Origin of the sequence: Microbacterium esteraromaticum, from assembly GCF_017303215.1 — a bacterium.
GTDB classification, from domain to species: Bacteria; Actinomycetota; Actinomycetes; order Actinomycetales; family Microbacteriaceae; genus Microbacterium; species Microbacterium esteraromaticum_C.
On sequence record NZ_JAEMWU010000001.1, the window covers coordinates 1,684,377 to 1,703,211 of the forward strand.

16 protein-coding genes are annotated in these 18,835 nt (G+C 68.0%); 11 read left to right on the top strand and 5 right to left on the bottom strand.

What is annotated here, in order from left to right; genetic code table 11:
- Nucleotides 1–146: 146 nt before the first annotated feature.
- Both JF543_RS07640 and JF543_RS07645 read right to left on the bottom strand, forming a co-directional pair.
- Nucleotides 147–1,010 carry an aminoglycoside phosphotransferase family protein gene (locus JF543_RS07640; protein ID WP_206823580.1) on the bottom strand — a complete coding sequence of 288 codons (864 nt, stop codon included), beginning with the start codon at nt 1,008–1,010 and terminating at the stop codon, nt 147–149.
- Nucleotides 1,007–2,425, bottom strand: coding sequence for an RNB domain-containing ribonuclease (locus JF543_RS07645; protein WP_206823582.1), 1,419 nt, complete (start codon nt 2,423–2,425; stop codon nt 1,007–1,009). Before JF543_RS07645 ends, JF543_RS07640 begins: the two co-directional genes overlap by 4 nt.
- Before the next feature lie 103 nt (nt 2,426–2,528).
- On the opposite strand from JF543_RS07645, the gene JF543_RS07650 reads away from it, so the two are divergent.
- Nucleotides 2,529–4,283 (top strand): proline--tRNA ligase, encoded by a 1,755-nt coding sequence (locus JF543_RS07650; RefSeq protein WP_206823583.1) that lies wholly within the window; start codon nt 2,529–2,531, stop codon nt 4,281–4,283.
- A gap of 69 nt (nt 4,284–4,352) precedes the next feature.
- On the opposite strand, the gene JF543_RS07655 is transcribed toward JF543_RS07650, so the two are convergent.
- On the bottom strand, nt 4,353–5,330 hold the full coding sequence (locus JF543_RS07655) for an ion transporter (protein WP_206823584.1): 978 nt from the start codon (nt 5,328–5,330) through the stop codon (nt 4,353–4,355).
- A gap of 65 nt (nt 5,331–5,395) precedes the next feature.
- Between JF543_RS07655 and JF543_RS07660 the strand changes: the two genes are divergently transcribed.
- Nucleotides 5,396–6,430, top strand: coding sequence for a TIGR00730 family Rossman fold protein (locus tag JF543_RS07660; RefSeq protein ID WP_206823586.1), 1,035 nt, complete (start codon nt 5,396–5,398; stop codon nt 6,428–6,430).
- Between the two features lie 19 nt (nt 6,431–6,449).
- On the opposite strand, the gene JF543_RS07665 is transcribed toward JF543_RS07660, so the two are convergent.
- The gene (locus JF543_RS07665; protein ID WP_206823589.1) at nt 6,450–7,799 is read right to left on the bottom strand and encodes a flavin monoamine oxidase family protein; all 1,350 of its coding nucleotides are present in this window, start codon (nt 7,797–7,799) and stop codon (nt 6,450–6,452) included.
- 124 nt (nt 7,800–7,923) lie between these two features.
- Between JF543_RS07665 and nusA the strand changes: the two genes are divergently transcribed.
- The 4 genes from nusA to rbfA all read left to right on the top strand — a co-directional run bounded on the left by nusA (nt 7,924) and on the right by rbfA (nt 12,676).
- Complete coding sequence (gene nusA, locus JF543_RS07670; protein WP_179411135.1) at nt 7,924–8,913, top strand: transcription termination factor NusA; 990 nt, start codon at nt 7,924–7,926, stop codon at nt 8,911–8,913.
- Nucleotides 8,914–8,963: 50 nt separating this feature from the next.
- Nucleotides 8,964–9,236 carry a YlxR family protein gene (locus JF543_RS07675; RefSeq protein WP_206823592.1) on the top strand — a complete coding sequence of 91 codons (273 nt, stop codon included), beginning with the start codon at nt 8,964–8,966 and terminating at the stop codon, nt 9,234–9,236.
- Nucleotides 9,237–9,330: 94 nt separating this feature from the next.
- The gene (gene infB, locus JF543_RS07680; protein WP_347401121.1) at nt 9,331–12,111 is read left to right on the top strand and encodes a translation initiation factor IF-2; all 2,781 of its coding nucleotides are present in this window, start codon (nt 9,331–9,333) and stop codon (nt 12,109–12,111) included.
- 136 nt (nt 12,112–12,247) lie between these two features.
- Nucleotides 12,248–12,676, top strand: coding sequence for a 30S ribosome-binding factor RbfA (gene rbfA, locus JF543_RS07685; protein WP_179411133.1), 429 nt, complete (start codon nt 12,248–12,250; stop codon nt 12,674–12,676).
- A gap of 6 nt (nt 12,677–12,682) precedes the next feature.
- Here rbfA and JF543_RS07690 read toward each other — a convergent pair whose 3' ends face one another.
- On the bottom strand, nt 12,683–13,579 hold the full coding sequence (locus JF543_RS07690) for an A/G-specific adenine glycosylase (RefSeq protein ID WP_206823595.1): 897 nt from the start codon (nt 13,577–13,579) through the stop codon (nt 12,683–12,685).
- A gap of 73 nt (nt 13,580–13,652) precedes the next feature.
- Here JF543_RS07690 and truB point away from each other — a divergent pair, with 73 nt between their 5' ends.
- The 5 genes from truB (at nt 13,653) to JF543_RS07715 (ending at nt 18,660) form a co-directional block, all read left to right on the top strand.
- Nucleotides 13,653–14,546, top strand: coding sequence for a tRNA pseudouridine(55) synthase TruB (gene truB, locus JF543_RS07695; RefSeq protein ID WP_206823598.1), 894 nt, complete (start codon nt 13,653–13,655; stop codon nt 14,544–14,546).
- Nucleotides 14,543–14,911, top strand: coding sequence for a hypothetical protein (locus JF543_RS07700; RefSeq protein WP_206823600.1), 369 nt, complete (start codon nt 14,543–14,545; stop codon nt 14,909–14,911). Before truB ends, JF543_RS07700 begins: the two co-directional genes overlap by 4 nt.
- Nucleotides 14,912–14,951: 40 nt before the next feature.
- Nucleotides 14,952–15,359: a hypothetical protein gene (locus JF543_RS07705; protein ID WP_179411890.1), complete on the top strand. Its 408-nt coding sequence runs from the start codon at nt 14,952–14,954 to the stop codon at nt 15,357–15,359.
- Nucleotides 15,356–16,300 (top strand): bifunctional riboflavin kinase/FAD synthetase, encoded by a 945-nt coding sequence (locus JF543_RS07710; RefSeq protein WP_179411129.1) that lies wholly within the window; start codon nt 15,356–15,358, stop codon nt 16,298–16,300. The genes JF543_RS07705 and JF543_RS07710 overlap by 4 nt, the downstream gene beginning before the upstream one ends.
- Nucleotides 16,301–16,515: 215 nt before the next feature.
- Entirely contained in the window at nt 16,516–18,660 is a 2,145-nt protein-coding gene (locus JF543_RS07715; RefSeq protein WP_179411128.1) for a DEAD/DEAH box helicase, read from the top strand.
- Nucleotides 18,661–18,835: the final 175 nt, after the last annotated feature.

Below are 18,835 nucleotides of genomic sequence, written 5' to 3' on the forward strand. Positions count from 1 at the left end.
CACAATGTACCGATCAGTTGATACAAAGGCAAGACGTTCACAAATCCGGAAAAACTCGCAGTACGCGGGCGGTTAGGCCCCTTCTCCCGCCGCTTCCCGCCAGATCTCCGGAGTTACGTGCGCTGATGCGCCGGTTCCGGTTGAGTTCAGAACGCCCGTAGGGCCTCTGCCAGCATCCGATGCCCCTGCGCCTCGAATCGCTCCTCGCCTACGTGATGTGCCCAGCACGCGGTGCCAACGGCTTCGCGCAGCGCACTGATGCGTGAGCGATCCGGCTCTCGCGGATCTGGCCCGTACGCTTCGAAGAACGCGGACTCCAGATCAGGGCGCCCGCGCCACTGCTGCGCGGCAAGACGCAGGAGGTCCGTCGATGGCGGACGGAACGCGAAGCGTCCGAAGTCGATCACCCGAACGACACCGTCGTGGATCAGCCAGTTGCGTGGCTGCCAATCGCCGTGGGTCGGCACGACCTCGACCGGCGGCGCCGGATCATCGGCGAGGATGCCGCGCGCCCGCGTGGCGATGGCCGGAGTCACCCGGTGCTCTCCGTCGAGCCACTGGATCGCCCGGGCGTTCGCGCGTGCCTCGTGCTCTGCATCCATGCGGCGGTCTTGACTATGCAGACGCAGCAACAGCGCCCCGGCCTGCGTATATGTGCCGGTTTCCCACTCCGCATTGGTCGCCTCCACGAGTGCACCGGGCAGGAGTTCGAACAGCATCACGCGTTCGTCGGAGTCGGCATCGATCAGGCGTGCGCTGTGCTGTGTGGACACGAGGTCGTGCGTCCATCGTGTGTGCGCGGCGATCTCCCGGGCGATGTGATGATTCGTCACATCGCCCGCTTTCACGACCGCATCAATCGTCTCGCCGCCCAGCGAGCCGCGAACATGCAGCACAATCGACGCGACCAGGTGCCACGACATGTCTCGCACGATCACGGCGTCCGGCATCCGCTGTTGTACCCAAGCGGCCTGCGGGGCCGACAACCGGTCGCGCAGCAGCGTGTTCACGCGGCGAACTCGACGGTGCCGGCGGCGATGTCGGTACCGGTGAGCCGCAGGCGCACCGTCTCGCCGGGCCGCGTGCCGGGCGGAACGGGTGCGGTCGCGGTCACGGCCGGGTCGGCGATCTGAACGGCGGCGCGGTTCTCGCCGCGCAGTTCGATCACGGTCGCCTCCACGGGCTGCCCGATCAACGGATGCAACAGAGCCGCTTCGACGCGGTTCACCGTGTCGGCGTTCAGCCGCGAAGCGCGTTGCCCGGACTGCTGCATGAGGCCAGGGAGCTCCGACAGCGAGTCCCGGGCCCAGCTCGGTGCGGGAGCCCCGTTCGAGACGGCCAAACAGATCGCGAGCGCCCACCGATCGACCAATCGGCGCAGGGGAGCGGTCGCGTGCGCGTAGGGCGCAGCGATCGCGGCCTGCTCGATATCGGTCGGCACCTGCCCGTCGAAGACGACGTAGCCCGCACCACGGAACAACGACGCCGCGGCCTCCAGCACAGGGAGGGTCAGCGGATCCGAGCGGTCGAGCTCCCGCAGGTAGTCGCCGTAGCGTCCCTGTCGCCACGGACGCGCCAGGGCTTCGGTCTGCAAGCGGAATCGCTCGAACGCCTGCTCATCGGGCGCGGGCATGGTGCGCAGCACACCCACTTTCGCATCGAGCATCCGCTCGGCCGCCGCCATGCCCGTCATGAGTGACAGCTGCGCGTTCCACTCCTCGACGGGCAGCGGCTCGCGCCGTTCGATGTCGTAGCGCCCATCCGGGCGTTGCACGACTTCGTCGTCGGGCAGGTTCAGGCTCGCCCCGCCGCGGTCCTGTTCTTGAGCGAGTCGCGCGGCGCCGATCTGAGGGAGCAGCGCGAGCGGGCCGGGGTCGCCGGCATCCAGCATCCGTTGCGCCGATGTGTAGTCCAACTGCTCCCGCGAACGGATCAGCGCGCGTTCCACCCGATGCGATGACACGATTCCCGCGTCGTCCAGCGCGAACGTCCACACCAGAGCGGGGCGTTCCTGCCCGGCGAGCAGTGAGGCGCGGTCCTCGGACAGCACCCGCGGATGCAAGGGGATGGCGCCGTCGGCGAGATACAGGGTCTGTCCGCGGCGGCGTGCCTCGGCATCCATCGCGCCACCCGGCTCGACGAACGCCGGCACGTCGGCGATCGCGTACCGCACCTGGTATCCGCTGCCACGCGCTTCCAGGTGGAAGGCCTGATCGAGGTCGCGGGATCCCACCGGGTCGAGGGTGACGAAGGGCACGTCGCGCAGGTCGAGGTCGGGTGCCGGCGCGCTCGCCGTCTCGGCTTCGGCCAGCACTTCCGGTGAGAACTCCGTCGGCGCGTCGATGTCGGTGCGGAGTTCGGCCAGGGCGGCGGCCAACTCGCTCTGCGCGGCGGATGGGGCGACGTGGGATCGGCGCTGCGGCATGCCACCCACCCTACGCATCCGCGTACATGTCGCCGTCAGTGCGGTGGTGTTGCGCGCGAAACGCGGGCGCTCACCGCGGCGGGCGCTCAACTAGGATCGACCCGTGGTCACTCGTCTTTCGAACTTCTTCCTCCGTACGCTCCGTGAAGACCCCGCCGGCGCCGAGGTCATCAGTCACAAGCTGCTGATCCGCGCCGGGTACATCCGGCCGCAGGCTGCCGGCATCTTCGCCTGGCTGCCACTGGGCCTCCGGGTGAAGGAGCGGATCGAGCGCATCGTGCGCGAGGAGATGTCGGCCGCGGGTGCCCAGGAGGTGCACTTCCCGGCGCTCATGCCGCGCGAGCCCTACGAGCAGAGCGGCCGGTGGGGCGAGTACGGCGATCTGCTGTTCCGTCTGCAGGACCGCAAGGGCGGCGACTACTTGCTCGCGCCCACGCACGAAGAGGCGTTCACGCTGCTGGTCAAGGACCTCTACTCGTCCTACAAGGACCTGCCCCTGACGATCTACCAGATCCAGGACAAGTACCGCGACGAGGCGCGCCCCCGCGCCGGCCTGCTGCGCGGCCGCGAGTTCACGATGAAGGACGCCTACTCGTTCGACGCGTCGGACGAGGGGCTCGACACGAGCTACGCGGCCCAGCGCGACGCCTACGAGCGGATCTTCCAGCGCCTCGGACTCGAGTACGTCATCGTGCAGGCGGATGCCGGCGCCATGGGCGGTTCGCGGAGCGAGGAGTTCCTGCACCCGACGCCCGTCGGTGAAGACACCTTCGTGCGCAGCGAGGGCGGCTACGCCGCCAACGTCGAGGCCTACACGACCACGGCCCCCGCGGCCGTCTCGTGGGATGACGCGCCCGCGGCCACGGTGTTCGACTCGCCGAACACGCCCACGATCGACACGCTCGTGGCGCACTCGAACGCCGTCCTGGACGGCGAGTACACCGCCGCTGACACGTTGAAGAACGTCGTTCTCGCGCTGACCCATCTCGACGGCACCCGCGAGGTGGTCGTCGTCGGCATGCCCGGTGACCGCGACGTCGACATGAAGCGCGCCGAGGTGGCCTTCGCGCCGGCCGAGGTCGAGCCGGCCACGGATGCCGACTTCGAGCGCCACCCGCTGCTGGTGCGCGGGTACATCGGTCCCTGGTCGCCGACCGGCGCGGTGCTCGGTGAGGAGTCGGCCACCGGCATCCGCTACGTCGTCGACCCGCGCGTCGCCGACGGAACCCGGTGGATCACCGGCGCCAACATCGATCAGAAGCACGCGCACTCGGTGGTCGCCGGGCGCGACTTCGTCGCCGACGGCACCGCCGAGGTCGCGAACGTGCGCGACGGCGACCCGGCCCCCGACGGCTCGGGCCCCGTCACCATCGCACGCGGCATGGAGATCGGACACGTGTTCCAGCTCGGGCGCAAGTACGCCGAGGCGCTGGGTCTCAAGGTGCTCGATCAGAACGGCAAGCTCGTCACCGTCACGATGGGCTCGTACGGCATCGGCGTCACGCGCATCCTCGCGATCATCGCCGAGCTCAACAACGACGACCGCGGTCTGATCTGGCCGGCGTCGGTGGCGCCGTTCGACGTGCAGGTCGTGGCCGCGGGGCGCGACCAGGTCGCCTTCGACGTGGCCGAGGACATCGCGAACCAGTTGGAGGGAGCCCGCCTCGATGTGCTGTACGACGACCGCGTGAAGGTGTCGCCGGGCGTGAAGTTCGGTGACGCCGAACTCGTCGGCGTGCCGAAGATCGTCATCGTCGGGCGAGGCGCCGCCGACGGCCAGGTTGAGCTCTGGGACCGCGCGAGTGGCGACCGCGAGGCGATGTCCGCGGCGGATGCCATCGCGCGCCTGACCCGCTGAATCAAGCCCACCTGCGAACCCTCGCAACGCATTGAGCCGCCCCGGTCCCCGGGGCGGCTCAACGCGATCTCAGCGTCGTTCCTCGAGCAGTTGGCGCAGCTCGGCGCTCAGGCGCTCGGACTGCGCGAGCAGGCGTTCCAGACGCTCCCGATCGTCCTCGCTGTCCGAAGAACTGCCCCCGTCGTCTGCAGCCGCGCCGCCGGATGCTGCATGCGCGGCACCCTTCCTCACCGCGCCCGACGCCGCACCCGCGGCGACGCCGGCAGCGGCGCTCTTGCCGATATCGGAGGAGTCCTTCGCGCTGGCTGTGCCCGCGGCATCCGCCGACGTATCAGGTGCCGTCTCATCCGGTGCTTCGGAGTTCTTCTTCGACGGGCCGAGGAAGAGATTGGCGAGGTAGCCGGTGAACGTTCCGAAGATGCCGACGCCCACGATGATGATGACCACGCCGATCAGGCGGCCGGCGTTGGTCACCGGGTACTGATCGCCGTATCCGACCGTCGAGATGGTCACGAGCGTGTACCAGATGGCGTCGGAAGCCGTGTCGATGTTGGCGCCCTCCGCGCCGTCTTCGACGGCGAGGATTGCCAGGCTGCCCAACTGCAGCACCAGGATGCCCATCATCAGCAAGCTCATCAGCGTGCTGTTCGCGCGGTCGTGGATGAGGGTGCGCACGATCTCGCGCCAGCCGAGTGCACGCAACAGCTGGTAGACGCGATGCAAGCGGAACACCCGCAGGATGTTGAACTGCGGCAGGGGAACGCTCGCGAGCAGATCAGCCCATCCGAACCGTCGGAAGAAGTAGCGACCCCGGGCCTCTGACGTGGTGAATCGATAGATGAAGTCGATCAGGAAGATGATGTTGAACAGACCGTTCATCAGCGCGAGGACCAGCTGAAGGGCTTCGTAGCCGGTGAACACGAGCACGAGTACCAGGTTCACGATCGACATCACCGACAGGATGCCGATGAAGATCTCGTACGCGGTGCCCTTCAGCTCGCTGCTGTGCGTGCGCGGCGGGCGTTGCGTGCGCGGCTTCGGAACCATCGTGCCTCCTCGGGTGTGCGCGCGGCGCGCGCATCCCATGGTCGCAGACATGACAGGCTGTCAGCATGACCGACGCATCGCTCGACCCCGACCTTCGCGACCGGATCTCCGCCCTCCTCGACGACGCGGGAATCGTCGCCGAGCGCGGCCTCATCACGCGGATGCTGCAGACTTCGCTTCTGCTGGGCATCGAGGACATGGATCGGCTGGACCTGAAGATCGCGTCGGCGGCGCTGCGCGAGATGCACCAGGCCTTCCGGCTGTTCCGTCCGTTCGAGACGGTGCCCAAGGTCACGGTGTTCGGATCGGCCCGCACTCAGCACGACGATCCGTTGTACCTGCACGCTCGGGACGTCGCCGCGGCGCTGTCGGCCGAGGGATGGATGGTCGTCACCGGCGCCGGGCCCGGCATCATGCAGGCCGCAGCCGAAGGCGCAGGGTCGAAGATGTCGCTCGGTGTATCGATCCGTCTGCCGTTCGAGGAACGCGCGAACGCGATCGTTTCGGAGGACGCGCAGGTCGTCGCGATGAAGTACTTCTTCACGCGCAAGCTGATGCTCGTCAAGGAGTCACGGGGGTTCATCTGCCTGCCCGGGGGGTTCGGCACGATGGACGAGATGTTCGAACTGCTCACCCTGCAGCAGACGGGCAAGGCCGAGCCCACGCCGATTGTTCTGCTCGACTCGCCGGGCGGGTCGTTCTGGCAGGGGCTGAAGACCTACGTCGATGACCATCTCGTGCCGGCCGGCGTGATCTCACCCGGCGACATGGACCGGGTGCTGATCACCGACTCGGTCAGCGACGCCGTCGCGAACATCACCGGGTTCTGGCACAACTACGACTCGCTGCGGTGGGTCGGCGACCGGCTTGTGCTGCGGCTCGTGCACCCGCCGACCGATGCCGAGGTCGCCGACCTCAACGACCGTTTCGGGGACCTCTGCGAGCACGGTCGGATAGAACGCATCGAGGCGCTGGACGTGGAGCGCGCCGATGATGACGTCATCGAGCTCCCGCGTCTGGCCCTGCACCTCGAGCAGCGTCGGGTGGGCTCGCTGTTCCGGCTGATCCGCGCGATCAACGATCTGCCGTCGGCGGGCTGAGCCGCCGGCATCCGCTTCGTCAGCGGGCGCGCTCGCGTGCGATGACAGCGGCTGCTGCCGCCGTGAGGTCGACGGGGCGTCCGAGCACGCGCTCCGCGGCGCGGTGCCCGGAATAGTAGGCGGCACCCACGGTGGCGGGCTCCGCGCCCCACGTGGCCTCGCCGGCGAAGTGCAGGATGCCATCGACGGGGCCCGCGAGGGCGTCGTGGTCGTCGTGACTGGAGCCCAACGCGAGGTGCGAGTACGAACCGCGTGCGTGGGGATCGAGCCCCCACCGCGTCACCCAGTGGGCGATCGGCTGCCGCACGGCATCACCGTAGAGGGCGCGCAGTGCGAGCAGAACATCGGCGACGACCTCGTCGTCGGTCAACGTCTGCATGTGCCGTCCCAGGGGGCCGGCCGCGAAGGTCAGCAGTGTGGGGAGCCCACTGATCGCCGAGACGTCGTACCACGAGTGCCAGCGTTCACCGGCTTCGCCGAGGGCACGGATCAGATAGCTGTCATCGGGCCAGAACCGCTCGGGGAACTGCAGGAAGATCTTGTTGAACACCCCCATGCCCAGTCGTTCGATTGGGCCGGAGACGTCGGTCGGCAACGGGGGAGTGAACGCGATGTCCCCGGCTTTGAGTACGCCGAGCGGCACCGTGACAACAGCGGATGCCCCGGTGAAGACGCCGTGCGCGGTCGTGACCGTCACACCGTCGGCGTCACGATCCACCCGCGAGACCTCGTGCGCGAACCGGACGTCGAGTCCGGCGGCGAGGCGTGCGGGGATCTCGTCGTAGCCGCGAGGGAAGATCACCTCATCGCCGTCGATGGCATCCTCGTCGAGCCCGTGCGCGTCAAGGTCCCCGATCCACGCACCGCACTGCTCCTCAACGCGATGACGGAAGAACTCGCGGACCTCGTCGATGCGCTCCGCGTCGAGACCGGATGCGTCGAGGGCGCGTTCGGTGACATCCAGGTAGGTATCGCCGGGGGAGGAGCGCGCGATCTCGGCGTGCAGTGCGTGATCGACGGACGCAACGTCGTCGATCCAGCGGGCGCTTGCCGCGGCCGATATCGGCCGTCCCTCGCCGTCGAAGTGCATCATCGGGCGTCCGCCGGCCTGAAAACTCCCGACCGTGTACTCCAGCGTGGGGATGCGCAACGTCTGCACCAGTTCCCACAACGGTGAGTCGTCGATGCCGTGGATCCATGACGCACCGAGGTCGACCGGGAAGCCCGGCGACCGTTCGGTGAGCATCCGCCCACCCACGCGGTCGCGCGCCTCGAGCACGACGACACGCTGTCCGGCGTCGGTCAGCAGCCGTGCGCAGGTGACCCCGGCCATGCCGGCGCCAATGATGACGGTATCCACTTGCTGCATGTGGTCAGTATGCGGGCAACCGCGACATTGCGTCCAGCATCCGCATCCGCCTGGGTTTCCGCTATTCTATTCTGATGCCCGCGGAGCGTTCTCACGCGGGGAGAGCTGAATAGGGAGGCCGCTGATGAAGATCGAACTCGCACTGCTGCGCGGAATCGAGAAGGAGAAGGCGATCCCCTTCGATGAACTCGTTTCGATCATCGAACAGGCGATCCTGACCGCCTACGGCAAGCACGTCTCTGAGGATGGCGCCGTACCCGAGGGCGTCCGCGTCGAGCTCGACCGCGTCAGCGGTGGTGTGTCGGTGCTGCAGCCGGTGCGCGACGAAGAGGGCGCGATCATCGGTGAGGAAGAGACCACCCCCGAAGACTTCGGCCGCATCGCCGCGTACGCCGCCAAGCAGGTTATCGGCCAGCGCCTGCGTGACATCGCCGACGACGCGGTGCTGGGCGAGTTCCGCGGCAAGGAGGGCGACATCGTCGCCGGTGTCATCCAGCAGGGCCCCAACCCGCGCATGATCCACGTCGACCTCGGCGCTGTCGAGGCCATCCTGCCGCCCGAGGAGCAGGTGCCCGGCGAGGAGTACACGCACGGCAAGCGCATGCGTGTGTACGTCACGAGTGTGGCGAAGGGCATGAAAGGCCCCCAGATCACCGTCTCGCGCACGCACCCGGGGCTCGTGCGCAAGCTGTTCGCACTCGAAGTTCCCGAGATCGCCGGCGGCCTCGTCGAGATCGTCTCGCTGGCCCGTGAGGCCGGCCATCGCACGAAGATCGCGGTCAAGGCGAACGACCCGTCGGTCAACGCCAAGGGCTCGTGCATCGGTGAGATGGGTCGACGCGTGCGCGCGGTGACCGAGGAACTGGCCGGTGAGAAAATCGACATCGTCGACCACCACCCCGACCTTGCCACGTTCGTGGCCCACGCGCTCTCGCCCGCCAAGGTCACCTCGGCGTTCGTGCTGGATGCCAGCACCAAGGCCGTGCGTGCACTGGTTCCCGATTACCAGCTGTCGCTGGCGATCGGCAAGGAGGGGCAGAACGCCCGCCTCGCTGCCAAGCTGACCGGGGCGAAGATCGACATTCAGCCCGACAGCGTGATGGGTGATTCCTGAGCACGCGACACCCGGCGCGCTGATTCGGCTGTTCAGGGGCGAGGTGTAAGATGGAACCCGTACGAACGTGTGTCGGTTGTCGCGCTCGTGCCTCTCGATCCGCCCTCATCAGGGTGGCAGCGCAGAACGGTGAACTCGTCTTCGACGAGCGAGCGGTTCTGCCGGGGCGAGGGGCGTGGTTGCATCCGACAGTCGAATGCCTGCAAGCCGCTCTGCGGCGGCGGGCCTTCGCACGTGCACTTCGCGTACCGGCCACCTACGGATTCCCGCAGGCGTCGGACGTGAGGAACGTCGAACGACACAGTCCGAGAAACAAAGGCTGAACGGCTATGGAAACAAAGTGAACGGCTCGAAATGAGACCCGTCCGCGACTAGTGGTCTGCCCTGCCTGGGTGGACCGACCCAGACAGGAGAATTGTGGCTGCCAAACCACGTGTGCATGAGATCGCTGCCGAACTCGGTGTCGACAGCAAGTTCGCGCTCGCCAAGCTCAAGGAGCTCGGCGAGTTCGTGAAGAGTCCGTCCTCGACGGTCGAGCCCCCGGTGGCGCGCAAGCTGCGCGCTGCGATCGAGGCCGACCCCACCGCAAAGGGCGGCGACAAGGCCGAGGCCAAGCCGGCCGCGAAGGCCGCACCCAAGCCCGGCCCCGCAGCGCCGAAGGCACCGACACCCGGTCCCAAGCCGGGGCCCGCCAAGACCCCCGAGGCACCCGCGCCCGCGGCGAAGCCCGAGACCACTGCGCCCGCGGCGAGCACGCCGAAGCCCGGTGCAGAGGCTCCCAAGCCCGGTGGCAATGCCCCCAAGCCCGGTGGCAACGCTCCGAAGCCCGGTGGCAATGCCCCCAAGCCCGGAGGCAACGCCCCCAAGCCCGGCGCGCCGCGCCCCGGCAACAGCCCGTTCTCGAACCAGCAGGGCATGGGACAGCGCCCCGCCGGCCCCCGCCCGGGCAACAACCCCTTCGCTTCGCAGCAGGGCATGGGCCAGCGTCCCACGCCCGGCAACATCCCACGCCCGCAGGCGCCGCGTCCCGGTTCGCCGCGCGTCGGCGCACCCCGTCCGGGTCGTCCCGGTGGTGGCGCTCGCGGTGGCCAGGGCGGTCGTCCCGGCGCACCGTTCCAGCAGCGCACGGGTGGTCCCGGTCGTCCCGGCGGTGCCGGTGCCCCCGGTGCCGGTCCCGGTGCACGTCCCGGTGGCGGCTTCGCAGGTCGTCCCGGTGGCGGCGGTGGCCGTGGTCGCGGACCCGGCGGTGGTACCGCGGGTGCGTTCGGTAAGGGCGGCGGCAAGAGCAAGCAGCGCAAGTCGCGGCGGGCGAAGCGTCAAGAGTTCGAGATGCGGTCGGCGCCGATCGTCGGCGGCGTCAACGTCCAGAAGGGCAACGGCGAGACGATCCGTCTGCGCCGTGGCGCCTCGATCGCAGACTTCGCCGACAAGCTCGAAGCGCTGAACGGTTACACGGTTCAGCCCGGAACGCTCGTCACCATCCTTTTCAACCTCGGCGAGATGGCCACGGCCACCGAGTCGCTGGACGAGGCCACCTTCGAGGTCCTCGGTGCCGAGCTCGGCTACAAGATTCAGATGGTCTCGCCCGAGGATGAGGACAAGGAGCTCCTCGAGGGCTTCGGTCTCAACCTCGAGCAGGAGCTCGCTGAAGAAGACGACGAAGACCTCGAGATCCGCCCGCCGGTGGTCACCGTCATGGGTCACGTCGACCACGGTAAGACCCGACTGCTCGACGCGATCCGTCAGACGAACGTCATCGAGGGCGAAGCCGGCGGTATCACCCAGCACATCGGTGCGTACCAGATCTGGACCGAGCACGACGGCGTCGAGCGCGCGGTGACCTTCATCGACACCCCCGGTCACGAGGCGTTCACCGCCATGCGTGCCCGTGGTGCGCAGGTCACCGACATCGCGATCCTCGTCGTCGCGGCCGACGACGGCATCATGCCGCAGACGGTCGAGGCGCTGAACCACGCACAGGCGGCCGACGTGCCGATCGTGGTCGCGGTCAACAAGGTCGACAAGCCCGAGGCCAACCCGGCCAAGGTGCGTCAGCAGCTCACCGAGTACGGTCTCGTCGCCGAGGAGTATGGCGGAGACGTCATGTTCGTCGACGTCTCGGCTCGCGGCGGCACCGGAATCCAGGAGCTCATCGACGCCGTGCTGCTCACCGCGGACGCCGGTCTCGACCTCACGGCCAACCCGAACAAGGCTGCCCGTGGTGTCGCGATCGAAGCCAAGCTCGACAAGGGCCGCGGTTCGGTCGCTACGGTGCTCATCCAGTCCGGAACGCTGCGCGTCGGTGACGCGATCGTCGCCGGCACCGCCTACGGCCGTGTGCGTGCGATGCTCGACGAGAACGGCGAGTCTGTCTCGGCTGCTGCGCCGTCGCGCCCCGTGCAGGTGCAGGGTCTGAACTCGGTGCCCCGCGCCGGTGACGTCTTCATCGTCACTGAAGAGGACCGCATGGCCCGTCAGATCGCCGAGAAGCGTGAGGCCGTGGAGCGCAACGCTCAGCTCGCCAAGGCACGCAAGCGCATCTCGCTCGAGGACTTCACCCGTGCGCTCGAAGAGGGCAAGGTCGAGACGCTCAACCTCATCATCAAGGGTGACGTCTCGGGTGCCGTCGAGGCACTGGAGGAGTCGCTGCTCAAGATCGAGGTCGACGACTCGGTGCAGCTGCGCATCATCCACCGCGGTGTGGGTGCGATCACCGAGTCGGATGTGAACCTGGCGACGATTGACAACGCGATCATCGTGGGCTTCAACGTCCGTCCCGACACCAAGGCCCGCGAGGCTGCGTCCCGCGAGGGCGTCGACGTGCGGTTCTACTCGGTCATCTACTCGGCGATCGACGAGATCGAGAACTCCCTCAAGGGCATGCTCAAGCCCGAGTTCGAAGAGGTCCAGTCGGGCGTCGCCGAGATCCGCGAGGTGTTCCGTTCCTCGAAGTTCGGCAACATCGCCGGTGTCATCGTCCGTTCCGGCACGATCACGCGCAACGCCAAGGCGCGCGTCATCCGCGACGGTGTCGTCATCGCCGATGGCCTGGCCATCGAGTCGCTGCGTCGCTTCAAGGATGACGTCACCGAGGTCCGTACCGACTTCGAAGCCGGTATCGGCCTGGGCAAGTACAACGACATCCAGGTGGGCGACGAGATCGAGACCACCGAGATGGTTGAGAAGCCGCGCGGCTGAGTCCTGGTTGCTGCTTCGGCGGCTGCCTGTTCTTCACTCGCAGAGCGGGGTGCTTACCCCAATGCTCGCGAAGAACAGGCAGCCGCCTTCGCGGCTATAGACTCCCCGCGAAGGATGGGTAGGAAGAGGTAGGAAAATGGCTGGAGAACGACAGGCACGGTTGGCGGATCGCATCCGTGTCATCCTCGCCGAGCGTCTTGAAAAGGGGCTGCGTGACCCGCGCCTCGGGTTCGTCACGATCACCGACGTGCGCGTCTCCGGTGACCTGCAGCACGCATCGGTGTTCTACACCGTGCTCGGCACCGACGAGGAGCGTGCGTCCAGCGGCGCGGCGCTGACCTCGGCCACGGGCCTGCTGCGCAAGGAGGTCGGCCGCCAGCTGAACATCCGCCTCGTGCCGACGTTGGAGTTCATCCCGGACGCATTGCCCGAGAACGCCGGTCACATCGCCGACCTGCTGCGCGAAGCCCGCGAGCGCGACGCCGAGGTGGCGAAGCTCGCGTCGTCCGCAACCCACGCGGGCGAGACCGACCCGTATCGCCGGGACGAGGACGACGAGTCCTGACGCGTCTCACGCCGGGAGGCGCAACTCGCCGTCGGATGCCTCGATGAGTCCATCTGCGACGAGCGAGTCGATCGCCCGGTCACGCTGACCGCCATCGGGCCAATGCTCGGCGGCGACACCCGCGGGTACACGGTGCTCGGGCGCCTCGCGCAACATGCGCAGCAGTGCGCCGCGCGCCTGGCGATCCGAGCCTTCGTAGCGCGCCTGTCGGCGCCGACGATCGCCCGTTTGCGGCTGACCCGCTTTGAGCCAGGCGCAGTCGGATGCCAGTGGGCAGACCTCGCACTTCGGGGAGCGTGCCGTGCAGACGACTGCGCCGAGCTCCATCATGGCGGCGTTGAACACCGAGGATGCGGCGCGCGCTTCGGGCAGCAGCGTGCTCATCCGCGTCAGGTCGCGCGCGGACGGAGGTTCCGGAGCAGACAGCCCCTCGACGAGACGAGCGATCACCCGGCGGGTGTTGGTGTCGACGACGGGGTGGCGGTCGCCGTAGTGAAAGACGGCCACGGCGCGCGCGGTGTAGTCACCGATCCCGGACAGCTCCAGCAGCTTCGACACCTCTCGGGGCACGACCCCGTCGTGATGCTCCACGACCTGCACGGCTGCGCGGTGCAGCCACAGCGCCCTGCGCGGGTAGCCGAGGTTCGCCCACTGGTGCACGACCTGCGCCGGGGTGGCCGTCGCCATCGCCGCCGGCGTGGGCCAGCGCTCCAACCAGGCCTCCAGATGCGGGATCACGCGCGCGACAGGCGTCTGCTGCAGCATGAACTCGCTCACCAGCGTTCCCCACGCGCCGTACTGCTCGGAGAAGTCCGCGCGGCGCCAGGGCAGGTCCCGTGCGGTACGCCCGTACCAGTCGGAGAGAGCATCGCTCCAGGCAGGCGGCGAGGTCGGTGCGGGCATCCTCTCAGCCTATTGCGGTCACGGGGTCGTTGCTGCGGCGGGAAGCGTCAGCGACGCGGCCTAAACTGGAGGGATGCTCACCCCCGGCATCCTGCTCGTCGACAAGCCCGGTGGCCTCACCAGCCACGACGTCGTCGCCCGCACGCGACGCGCATTCGGCACGAGAAAGGTGGGGCACGCCGGAACGCTGGATCCGATGGCGACCGGGCTGCTCGTGATCGGTATCGAGGGCGCGACGCGTCTGCTGACCTACATCGTCGGGGCTGACAAGACATACTCGGCGACCATCCGTCTGGGCGCGGCAACCACCACCGACGACGCCGAGGGCGAGATGCTCGAACGTGCAGCTCACGACGCCGTCGCGGCTATCACCGCGGAACGCATCGCGGCGGGCATCGCGGATCTGACGGGCCCGATCGCACAGGTGCCGAGCGCCGTCTCGGCGATCAAGGTCGACGGCAAGCGCGCCTATGACCGTGTACGCGCGGGCGAGGAGGTCGAACTGGCAGCACGTCAGGTGACTGTGTCGCGCTTCGACGTGCTTGCGCGCCGTGACACCGACGGCTTCATCGATCTCGACGTCATCGTCGATTGCTCGTCGGGCACGTACATCCGCGCGCTCGCGCGGGACCTCGGTGCGGCTCTCGGCATCGGCGGGCACCTCACAGCACTTCGGCGCACGCGCGTCGGCGAGTTCGACGTGGCGGATGCCGTGGGCATCGACGCGTTGGAAGGAGCCTCAACCCTGACCGCAGCCGCAGCGGCGGCCCGCGTGATGCCCGTGCTGCACGTCACTGAACAGGAGGCGCGGGACCTCAGACACGGGAAGCGCCTGCACGGGCAGTCGTCCCGGCTGACGGCATCCGAAGTCGCCGCAATCGACCCGCACGGTGCGTTGATCGGCGTCGTCGAGACGCGCGGTGCCGATATCAAGAGTGCGATGAACATGCCGGAGGTGCAGGGATGATCCTGTGGTTCACCGTGGTCCAGATCGTCGTGGCGCTCGCGGCGGGGCTGTTCTGCCTGATCGCCGGGTTCGCCGGTCGTCGTCCGAGTGACTACACGGTCGGCAGCCTGCTGCTGGTCGAGTTGCTGCTGATCGCGCAAGTGGTGATCGCGATCATCGCCCCGTTCGCGGGCAACCCGCCCACCGGCGATCTGCTGGAGTTCTGGGTCTACCTGATCGCCGCGGTGCTGCTGCCGATCGGCGGGATCGCCTGGGCGCTGCTGGAGCGCGGGCGCTGGAGCACCGTCGTGCTCGGTGTCGTCGCCGTCTCGCTGGCGATCATGCTCTGGCGCATGCAGACGATCTGGACGCTGCCGGCCGCCTAGAATGGAGCACGCAATGTCCCACACCGCCACACGCAACCGCATGACGGGCGTCGGCCGAGTGCTCGTCATCGTGTACGCCGTGATGGCGCTGGCGGCCACCGGGCGCAGCTTCGTCCAGATCGTCCGCCGCTTCGACGAGGCCCCGCTCGCCTATACCCTTTCCGCCGTTGCCGCGGCGGTCTACATCCTTGCCACCCTCGCTCTCGTGCTCGCGGATCGACCCGGGTGGTACCAGGTGGCGTGGGTGGCCATCGTCTTCGAGCTCACCGGCGTGCTTGTGGTGGGAGCGTTGAGTCTGCTCGTGCCGTCGCTGTTCGGACACGACAGCGTGTGGTCGTACTTCGGCATGGGATACGTGTTCGTCCCGCTCGTGCTGCCGGTCTTCGGTATCTGGTGGTTGCGACGCAGCCGTCAGCACCCCGTCGCGGTCGGTGAGGAGCATTCGTGATCGTCTTCCGTGACCCCGCCGAGGTGCCGGCCGATTTCGGTCGCACCGTCGTCGCCATCGGCAAGTTCGATGGCGTGCACGTCGGACACCAGGCGATCATCCGCAAGGTGCAAGAGGATGCCCGCGCCATCGGCGCACGTGCCGTCGCGGTGACCTTCGACCGCAACCCCCTCGAGGTGCTGCGCCCGCAGCTCTGCCCCGACAATGTGGTGTCGCTGGATCGCAAGCTCGAACTGCTCGGAGAGAGCGGGCTGGATGCAACGCTCGTGCTGACCTTCGACAGCGCACTGGCGTCGGTCCCTGCCGAGGAGTTCGTCCGCACGATCCTCGTCGATGCGCTGCGCGTCGCCACGGTGCTCGTCGGCGAGGACTTCCGATTCGGCAACGGCGGTGCGGGAACACCCGAGCTGCTGAAGCACATGGGGCCGGAGCACGACTTCTCGGTGGATGTCATCGGCGATGTGTTCCCGCAGGGGGAGGGGCGACGGGTCTCGTCGACGTGGATCCGCGAACTGCTCGCGGCCGGCGACGTCGCGCAGGCTGCGATTGTGCTCGGACGCCCGGTCGCCGTCTCGGGTGAAGTCGTGCACGGTCTCAAGCGCGGGCGTGAGCTCGGCTTCCCGACGGCGAACCTGTCCGAGACGGTGGATGCGCTGATCCCCGCAGATGGGATCTACGCCGGCTGGATGACAGACCATACGACCGGGGTGCGGTATCCCGCCGCGATCTCGGTGGGCACCAATCCGACCTTCGACGACGTATCGCGCCGGCAGGTCGAGGCGCACGTGCTCGACCAGGACGGTCTCGACTTGTACGGTCATCGCGTCACGGTGGAGTTCACCGCTCATCTGCGCGGCATGGTCGCCTTCGAGGGCATGGCCGCGCTGATCGATCAGATCGCAGCGGACGTCGCGGACGCACGAGCGCGCCTCGGCCTCTGATCACGCTCTGAGCCGTGGTTCCATGGGCGGCGCGGTGTCGTTTCTGTCGATATCCGGCGCACATGTCGTAAACTTGGTACCGGTGCTGATCGACGGCCGCGCAACGCGCAGATCGAGCACCTGCATCCGCACGGTCCTGGCTGGCGCCACACGCGGATGACCGCAACGGAACCGAAGGCCCCTTCGGCGCTTCGGCACACACGCTCAGGAGGAGCATGCCGACCACGGCAACCGCCGCACCGCGGCGCAAGAAGACCTCTCGTCGCGACGACGAGGCACCACTGATCCCGATCCTGGCGCGCAAGGTGCGCGAGATCGAGGCGAAGGCCCAGCGTTCGAAGCTCGGCCCCACCAACCGTGTCAAGTTCCAGGTCATAGCCTTTCTGGTGCGCGAGGAGCGCGCCCGGGTCAAGGCTGATGCGGAACTGACCGACGCGGCCCGTGTCGAACTGCTCAAGCGCCTCGACGGCGTGGCCACGATCCTGGCGAAGACCGCGGCTCGCGACACCTCGCTGATCCAGCTGCTGGAGGCCGACCAGGCGACGTCCCCGGTGGCAAAGCGCATGCGTCGCGATTGGTTGCTGGAGTCGGGCGCCGAGCTGGCGCCCGAGGAGCTCGTCATCACCGACGTGGCGCCGACGCGCGCGCCCATCGTGCCCGCGGCGATCGCCGAGAAGCAGGTGACGCCGCCCTCGGTCGAGTCGCGCCAGCTCGCCAACCCGTTCCTCGCGCCCGATCTGACGCCGCGCCCCGCCGCGGTGCCGCGTCGGCGGCTGGACGGCTGGGAGCTCATGGGCCCGCTGTACAAGGCGTTCGAGTCGGGGGCCGGCGGGGGAGCGGCGACCATGGATCTGCCGCCCACGCCCGAGTACGATCACATCTCGCCGAAGGGGCGCGAGGTGATGGTGCACCAATCTCGCTTTGTCGAGGCCGTGCGCGCGGGACACCGCAGCTTCTTGCTTGCCGACGAACCCGGACTGGGCAAGACCGCGCAATCGGTGCTCGCCGCGTCGGTGGCGGGCGCGTATCCGTTGCTGGTCGTCGTGCCGAACGTGGTGAAGATGAACTGGGCCCGTGAAGTCGAGCGGTGGACGCCGCAGCGGCGTGCGACCGTGATCGCGGGTGACGGTGCCGACATCGATGCCTTCGCCGATGTGTTCATCGTCAACTACGAGATCCTCGACCGCCACCTCTCCTGGCTGGGCTCCATCGGGCTGAAGGGCATGGTGGTCGACGAGGCGCACTTCATCAAGAACCTCTCGTCACAGCGTTCCCAGAACGTGCTGGCCCTGGCCTCGCGCATCCGTGAGCGTGAGCGCAACCCGCTGATGCTGGCACTGACCGGTACCCCGCTGATCAACGACGTCGAAGACTTCGACGCGATCTGGCGCTTCCTCGGCTGGACGAACGGTGAGAAGCCGGGACCCGAGCTGATGGAGAAGCTGGATGCCACGGGCCTGACGCCCGCCGACAAGACCTTCTACGCCGAGGCACGCGAGGCCGTGATCTCGATGGGTATCGTCCGCCGCAAGAAGAAGGACGTCGCAGCGGACCTGCCCGACAAGCTCGTCGCCGATCTGCCCGTGCAGCTGGACGACGAGTTCGGCCGCAGCATCCGCCAGGCCGAACGTGAGCTGGGCGAGCGGATGGCCGCGAAGTACCGGCGCATCATTGAGGCGCGCGGAGACCGGCCCGGCGCCGTCGCGCACGGCGAGATCGATGACGACATCGTGCGCCTGGTCGCCCACAACGAGCTCGAAGAGTCGAAGGCCGCCGGCACCGGCGGCGACAACGTCTTCACGATGGTGCGGCGGATCGGCCAGGCCAAGGCGCAGCTGGCGGCCGACTACGCCGCACAACTGCAGCGCTCGGTGCAGAAGGTCGTCTTCTTCGCCAAGCACGTCGATGTCATGGACCAGGCAGAGGCGCACTTCGCCGCGTCGGGCATCAAGGCGGTTTCGATCCGCGGTGACCAGAGCACTCCGGCGCGGCAGCAGGCGATCGATGCATTCAACACCGACCCTGAGGTCGGCATCGCCGTGTGTTCGCTGACTGCGGCGGGTGTCGGTGTGAACCTCCAGGTGGCATCGAACGTCGTGCTGGCTGAACTGAGCTGGACGGCTGCCGAGCAGACCCAGGCGATCGACCGCGTGCACCGCATCGGTCAGGACGAACCGGTGACGGCATGGCGCATCATCGCCGCCCACACTCTCGACACGAAGATCGCTGAGCTGATCGACCAGAAGCAGGGGCTGGCTGCCAGGGCTCTCGACGGCGAGGCGGCATCCGCCGAGCCGAGCGAGTCGGTGCAGATGGCCGCGCTGATGCATTTGCTGCGCGAGGCGCTCGGCGCCGCCTGATCGTCACAGCACTCCGAGGGGGCGTTAAGAACAATTGTTCTTGACGCCCTCTTTGCGTCTCATGCGGAGGATTCGCTCAAGAAGTGGAGATCGATGCATGTTGTCGTGCAAGATCATCGGTTTTCATCGCCTCTGGAATGGCATCCACCCGTTCTGCCCACTAGTGTCGAGAGCG

What these genes read in the sequence shown, in the direction of transcription:
- JF543_RS07675 (WP_206823592.1), top strand. Translation starts at nt 8,964, where the DNA reads ATGGAACCCGTACGAACGTGTGTCGGTTGTCGCGCTCGTGCCTCTCGA.
- truB (WP_206823598.1), top strand. Translation starts at nt 13,653, where the DNA reads ATGCTCACCCCCGGCATCCTGCTCGTCGACAAGCCCGGTGGCCTCACC.
- JF543_RS07655 (WP_206823584.1), bottom strand. Translation starts at nt 5,330, where the DNA reads ATGGTTCCGAAGCCGCGCACGCAACGCCCGCCGCGCACGCACAGCAGC.
- JF543_RS07660 (WP_206823586.1), top strand. Translation starts at nt 5,396, where the DNA reads ATGACCGACGCATCGCTCGACCCCGACCTTCGCGACCGGATCTCCGCC.
- JF543_RS07715 (WP_179411128.1), top strand. Translation starts at nt 16,516, where the DNA reads ATGCCGACCACGGCAACCGCCGCACCGCGGCGCAAGAAGACCTCTCGT.
- JF543_RS07690 (WP_206823595.1), bottom strand. Translation starts at nt 13,579, where the DNA reads ATGCCCGCACCGACCTCGCCGCCTGCCTGGAGCGATGCTCTCTCCGAC.
- JF543_RS07705 (WP_179411890.1), top strand. Translation starts at nt 14,952, where the DNA reads ATGACGGGCGTCGGCCGAGTGCTCGTCATCGTGTACGCCGTGATGGCG.
- rbfA (WP_179411133.1), top strand. Translation starts at nt 12,248, where the DNA reads ATGGCTGGAGAACGACAGGCACGGTTGGCGGATCGCATCCGTGTCATC.
- JF543_RS07665 (WP_206823589.1), bottom strand. Translation starts at nt 7,799, where the DNA reads ATGCAGCAAGTGGATACCGTCATCATTGGCGCCGGCATGGCCGGGGTC.
- nusA (WP_179411135.1), top strand. Translation starts at nt 7,924, where the DNA reads ATGAAGATCGAACTCGCACTGCTGCGCGGAATCGAGAAGGAGAAGGCG.
- JF543_RS07700 (WP_206823600.1), top strand. Translation starts at nt 14,543, where the DNA reads ATGATCCTGTGGTTCACCGTGGTCCAGATCGTCGTGGCGCTCGCGGCG.
- JF543_RS07645 (WP_206823582.1), bottom strand. Translation starts at nt 2,425, where the DNA reads ATGCCGCAGCGCCGATCCCACGTCGCCCCATCCGCCGCGCAGAGCGAG.